The organism is Actinomadura sp. WAC 06369, assembly GCF_003947565.1.
In the GTDB taxonomy this organism is placed as follows: Bacteria; Actinomycetota; Actinomycetes; order Streptosporangiales; family Streptosporangiaceae; genus Spirillospora; species Spirillospora rifamycini.
In genome coordinates this window covers 1-5,573 of the sequence record NZ_QHJN01000284.1, presented here as the reverse complement: position 1 = coordinate 5,573, position 5,573 = coordinate 1, and the positions used below count along the sequence as shown (strand labels likewise).

Below are 5,573 nucleotides of genomic sequence, written 5' to 3'. Positions count from 1 at the left end.
ACGGCGTCGAGCCGGGCGGCGAGCGACGTGCGGTCGGTCAGCGTGTGGGACGTGTACTGGTCGAGGTCGCGGCCGAGCCAGCGCTCGCGCAGCTCGTCGGAGTGGGCGAGCAGGACGACCGGTCCGGCGGCGGTGTGGTACGGCAGGACGGTGCCGACGCCCACCGAGTTGACGACGACCGGGTTGTTGCCCTGCGCCCGCTCGACGCAGACGGCCCCCTCCGCGCCGGGGATCATCAGGTAGGCGGTGTCGCCGAACCGGTCGGCCAGGTGGCGCAGGAACGGCTCGGCCTCGTCGCGGAGGCTGAGGTCCGCGAGCGCGACGGCGCCGACCCGGAAGGGCTTCATCGTGAGCCGGTAGGTGCCGCCGTCGCCCCGGGTCAGCCAGCCCGCCCGGATCAGCGTCGCGGCCAGCCGGTGGACGGTCGTCTTGTTCATGCCGGTGGCCGACGTCATGGCGTTCAGCGTGAGGGCGGGCGTCTCCCGGGTGAAGCACTCCATGAGCTGGCACGCCTTAAGGACCGAGCCGACGATGTTCTTGTTCTCGCCGCCCTCCTGGTCGTCAGGGATCATGGGCCCTCCCACCGTTCCGTAATCCGGTACATGTTCCGGATCCTACCGACCGGTCGCGGATCGCTCGGTCAGGGCATGCGTCGCGGCCGCGTAGGCGTAGGTGTGGTTGCGGGCGTTGGCGAGACCGGTGACGTAGCCCTTCAGCTCCTTGGTGGCGGCGGCGTTGCCGGTGGCGTACAGGCCTGCCACCGCCCGGCCGTCCCGGCGCAGCACCCGCGCGTCGCCGTCGATCCACAGGCCGAGGGTGCCCATGCCGAACCCGACGATCGACAGCGGAAGCGCGTAGAACGGCGGGGTCGCCACCGGCCCGAGGTTCGGGTTCGGGACGCGGTCCGGGTCGCCGTAGGCGCGGCGGATGAACGGCAGCGTGCCGCGGCCGAACGCGTCGTCCGTCCCGCGCTCGGCGCCCTCGTTGAAGGCGGCGACGGTGGCCGCGAGCCCGTCGGGGTCGATCCCGGCGGCCTCGGCCAGCTCGCGCGGCGAACCGGCCCGGACGATCGCGTCCGGCCACGGCTCGCCGGGCCCGTACGGGCCGAGCCGGTAGCGGCGGCGGAACGCGTCGTCGGCGACGAACCAGCACGGGTGGTTCGCCCAGCGCTTCCGGCGCCCGTCGTAGCGGCGCAGCGCGCCGATCAGCGCGCCGTAGTAGCTCTCGTCGCCGAAGCGCCGCCCGTCCCGGTTGACGATCATCGAGTGCGGCAGCCCGAGGTGCTCCAGCAGCGGCCGGTGCAGCGGGACGCCGCCGTCCGGTCCGGGCTCGCCCGGGTGGGTCTCGCCGGGGAAGCGGAAACCGACGCTGAAGAACGGGTCGGCGCCGCGCACGGTGGCCGCGCCGGCCCGCTGCGCCAGCAGCAGGCCGTCGCCGTCGACCACGGGCGGGGCCGACTCGACCAGCGCCGGCACGTCCTCCAGCTCGGCGGCGTCCGGCGCGCCGCCGTACCCGCCCGCCGCGATCAGGACCCCGCGCCGGGCCCGCACCGCGACCCGTCCGTCCGGCCCCTCCAGGACGGCGCCCGCGACGGCGTCGCCGTCCATCAGCAGCTCCACGGCGCGGTGGTGCAGCAGGCAGTCGACGCCGCGCTCGGTCAGCGCCGCCCGGACGAACGCGCCCGCGAGGCCGAGGCCGTGGGTGAGCAGGTCGCGCTCGGCGCCGTCGCGGCGGAGCCGGTCCGGCTCCGTGCGGGCGCGGGGCGAGTACAGGTCGCGGCGGGCGACGCCCGTCTCGTAGTACGGGCTGGGGCGGAGCCGGTCCCGCCAGGCGCCGAGGGACGCGCCGGGGACGGCGCACTCCAGCAGGCGGCCCTCCCCGGTCGAGCCGGGCGCGGGGTGGTAGAGGTCGGGGCAGCCGGGGATGACCTCGAACGGGATCCCGGCCTCGCGGTACCAGCGGGTCGCCTCCACCGCGCGGCGCAGGTAGGCGCGGCGGGCGTCGCGGTCGACCGGACGGCCCTCGCCCTGCACGTGGTCGAGGTAGGACTCGGTCGCCGCCAGGGAGCCGTCCGCCTCACCGCCCGGCAGGCCGGACGCCCCGACCCAGACGAAGCCGCCGCTGTAGGCGGCCACCCCGCCCACCATGCCGGACCGTTCCGCGACCAGGACGTCGGCGCCCAGGTCGTGCGCGCGGACGGCGGCGGCGAGGCCGCCGAGGCCGCCTCCCACGCAGAGCAGATCGACGACGCGGTCCATGTTCCCTCCCTGGGACGCCGTGCGGGCACCGCCGCGGGCGTCGCGCTCACCGGCTCGACGGTCGCGTGAAAGGCGTTCCGTATCGCGGACCGTTCGGAGCGGGCGAGCGGACGGCCCGAATCGCGGCGGCGGTTCCGTCCGCAATCCGTTGACCTGCAACTCTTGCAGAAGATTTTGCGGATGTGAACCCGTTGACAGTCGCAGGAACCAAATCTACTGTCGTGGCGGAATCTATTCCGGAATGCGGAAAGGTGCTCCCATGACAGCGACCCGTCTGCGCGACCTCATGGCCGACGACGTGGTGTACGCCCCGGGCGTCTGGGACGGGCTGACCGCCCGGCTGGCCCAGCAGGCCGGCTTCCCCGCCCTCTGCGCGTCCGGCTTCGCGATCTCCGCGGCGCTCGGGCTCCCGGACGCGGAGCTCTACACGATGTCGGAGAACCTCGACGCGGTCCGCCGCATCCTCGAGGCCAGCGACCTGCCGGTCATCGCCGACATCGACACCGGCTACGGCAACGCGGTCAACGCCGCCCGCACCGCGCGCCGCTTCGCCGACGCGGGCGTGGCCGCGGTGTTCATGGAGGACCAGGAGTCGCCCAAGCGCTGCCCGATCTGCGTCGGCGACCCCGTCCCGGTGATCGGCGTCGAGGAGGCCGCCGGCAAGATCCGGGCGGTCCGCGACGCGGTCGGCGACCGTCTCGTCGTGATCGCCCGGACCGACACCGTCGGACGGGAGGCCCTGGAGCGCGCGGAGACCTACGCCGCCGCCGGCGCCGAAATGATCATGCCGGTGACCAAGACGTTCGGCACGGCGGCGGAGTGGCACGAGTGCCGCGAGCGGACCGGCGTCCCCCTGATGGCCACCCTCACCGCCTCCACCTGGGTGGAGCGCGACCTCACCCCCGAGGTGCTGCGCGAGGTCGGCGTCCGGCTGGCGCTGCTGCCCACGCAGATCCTGCTCTCGGCGACCGGCGCCATGCGGGACACCCTGCGGCGGCTGCGGTCCGGCGAGCCCCCCGCGCACGTCAGCGCCGACGCGCTGCCGCACCACGACTTCGTCGACCTGATCGGCTTCGCCGACGTGGAGAAGGCGCAGGAGACCTACCTGCCCGCCGCCACCGCCTGAAAGAGGTTCGAGGATGACTTCGACCAGTACCGGCACCGGCCCCGGCCCGGCCGCGTCCGGCGACGACGGGACGATCGCCGACCGGGTCCTGGCGCCGGCCGCGTCGCCCGGCCCCGCCGGCCCCGGCCCGGCCGCGACCGGCGGGCGGACGATCACGGAGAAGATCCTGGCCCGCGCCGGCGGCCTCGACGACGTGCGGGCCGGGCAGAACCACCCGTTCCGCCCCGACCACATGGTCGCCTACGACTTCCCCGGCTACACCGACCTGATGTTCAAGCAGATGCACGACGACTTCGGCATCACCGAGGTCGACGACCCCGAGCGCTACCTCGTCTTCATCGACCACATGCTCTCCAACGGCGACGGCCGCGAGCGCGAGGTCCACGACGTCACCCGGAAGTGGGGCGAGTTCTACGGCATCACCGTGCACGAGGGCCGCGGCATCGGGCACCAGGTGGCGGCCGAACTCGGGTACGCGCTCCCCGGCAGGTTCCTCATCCACTTCGACGGGCACATCAGCGGCCTCGGCGCGTTCGGCGCGCTCGGCTGGGGCGTGCGGCGCGACCTGCTGGAGGCGTGGGTCAGCGGGCGGATCTTCCTCGACGTGCCGGCGTCGACCCGCTTCCACCTCACCGGGACGTTCGCGCCGGGCGTCGACAACCGCGACCTCATCCACGAGATCATCGCCCGCGTCGGCGCGGACGGCTGCGCGCACCAGGTCATGGAGTTCACCGGCCCCGGCGCCGAGGCGATGAGCATCGGACGCCGCCAGGGACTGTGCGGCATGGCGATGTTCACGGGAGCCGTCTCGGCGATCTTCAACCCCGACGACCGCGCGCTGGAGTACGCCCGGCGGGTCGCCCGCAGCGGGTTCGAACCGCTGTACAGCGACGCCGACGCGAGCTACACCGCGACCCACGCGATCGACCTCGACGCGCTGCGGCCCCGGGTCGTCCTGCCCGGGTCGGCGCGCGCCGCCAACACGCTCGGCGTGGACGAGGCCGCCGGGACGCCCATCACGCGGGCGTTCATCGGCTCGTGCGCGAGCGGCCGCATCGAGGACATCCGCGCCGCGGCCGAGATCCTGCGGGGCCGCCGGGTCGCGCCCGGGGTCCAGCTCAACGTCGTCCCGACCTCGCAGGTGATCCACCGGCAGGCCGAGGAGGAGGGGCTGCTGGACGTGCTGCGCGAGGCGGGCGCCGACATCGCCATCTCCAGCTGCGACTTCTGCTTCGGCTACGCGCGCCCGCTGCGGGACGGCGAGAACTGCATCTCCACCGGCGTCCTCAACATCTCCGGCCGGATGGGCAGCACCGGCGCCGACATCTACATGGGGTCGGCGTACACCGTCGCGGCCAGCGCCGTCGCCGGGCGCATCGCCGACCCGCGGGAGGTGGTGTCGTGACCGGCACCGAGACCGGGCCCGGGACCTCCGCGCTGCCGGACGTCCTGCGCGGCCGCGTCGCGTGGATCTTCGGCGACGACTTCGACGTCGACCTGATCATCGGCGTGGAGAACATCAAGTACTACGACCCGGACAAGCTGCGCGCGGTCTGCATGAAAGCCTTCGACCCCGACTTCGCCGACCGGGTCGAGCCGGGCGACGTCGTGGTGGGCGGGCGCAACTTCGGCTACGGCCACCCGCACTACCCGCCGCTCGTCGCGCTGCGGAACCTCGGGATCAGCGCCGTCGTCGCCGAGTCGTTCTCGCCCGGCTTCTGGCGCGGCGAGACCTACAACGGGATGCCGCTGGTGGCCGTGCCGGGCATCGCGTCGGCCGTCCGGCGCTTCGACCCGGTGGAGGTCGACTGGCGCCGCGCGGCGGTCCGGCTCCCGGACGGCGGGACGCTCGCGGGCGACCCGCCGAGCGACCGGACGATCCAGGTGCTGGAGGCGGGCGGCAGCCTGAAGCTGCTGCTGCGCGAGCACGGGCGCCGGACCGCGGCGGGCTGACATGCGCGGCGACCACTTCGACACCGCCCGCGGGCAGGTCCGGGCGTGGCTCACCGGCGACCGTCCGGGCGTGCTGGTGCTGCCGGGGATCCGCTGGTCGGGACGTCCGCTGGCCGAGGAGATCGTGCTGGAGGCGCCCGACCGGCCCGTCGCCGTCGCGGACCTCCCGGGCGTCGGCGGGTCGGCGCCCGGCGCCGCGGCCGGCCCCGGACCGGCGGCCGACGCGCTCGCCGAGG

5 protein-coding genes and 1 pseudogene are annotated in these 5,573 nt (G+C 74.5%); 4 read left to right on the top strand and 2 right to left on the bottom strand.

Annotated elements, in window-relative coordinates; all coding sequences use genetic code 11:
• On the bottom strand, positions 1-572 hold a 572-nt coding region (locus tag DMH08_RS38130; protein ID WP_148108649.1), incomplete at its 3' end, for an IclR family transcriptional regulator.
• Between the two features lie 42 nt (positions 573-614).
• A complete protein-coding gene (locus tag DMH08_RS38125) occupies positions 615-2,258 on the bottom strand; it encodes an FAD-binding protein (RefSeq protein ID WP_125621093.1) in 1,644 nt (547 codons plus the stop codon).
• Positions 2,259-2,517: 259 nt separating this feature from the next.
• Here DMH08_RS38125 and DMH08_RS38120 point away from each other — a divergent pair, with 259 nt between their 5' ends.
• From DMH08_RS38120 to DMH08_RS38105, 4 genes and pseudogenes are all read left to right on the top strand, one after another.
• Positions 2,518-3,384, top strand: coding sequence for an isocitrate lyase/PEP mutase family protein (locus DMH08_RS38120; protein WP_125621091.1), 867 nt, complete (start codon positions 2,518-2,520; stop codon positions 3,382-3,384).
• A gap of 13 nt (positions 3,385-3,397) precedes the next feature.
• On the top strand, positions 3,398-4,789 hold the full coding sequence (locus tag DMH08_RS38115; protein WP_199748210.1) for a 3-isopropylmalate dehydratase large subunit: 1,392 nt from the start codon (positions 3,398-3,400) through the stop codon (positions 4,787-4,789).
• On the top strand, positions 4,786-5,337 hold the full coding sequence (locus tag DMH08_RS38110) for a LeuD/DmdB family oxidoreductase small subunit (RefSeq protein ID WP_233618059.1): 552 nt from the start codon (positions 4,786-4,788) through the stop codon (positions 5,335-5,337). Before DMH08_RS38115 ends, DMH08_RS38110 begins: the two co-directional genes overlap by 4 nt.
• A gap of 1 nt (position 5,338) precedes the next feature.
• A pseudogene (locus tag DMH08_RS38105) lies at positions 5,339-5,573 on the top strand (hypothetical protein); the annotation flags it as partial.

Coding starts and splice junctions, on each gene's coding strand:
- DMH08_RS38125 (WP_125621093.1), bottom strand. CDS start 2,258: ATGGACCGCGTCGTCGATCTGCTCTGCGTGGGAGGCGGCCTCGGCGGC.
- DMH08_RS38120 (WP_125621091.1), top strand. CDS start 2,518: ATGACAGCGACCCGTCTGCGCGACCTCATGGCCGACGACGTGGTGTAC.
- DMH08_RS38115 (WP_199748210.1), top strand. CDS start 3,398: ATGACTTCGACCAGTACCGGCACCGGCCCCGGCCCGGCCGCGTCCGGC.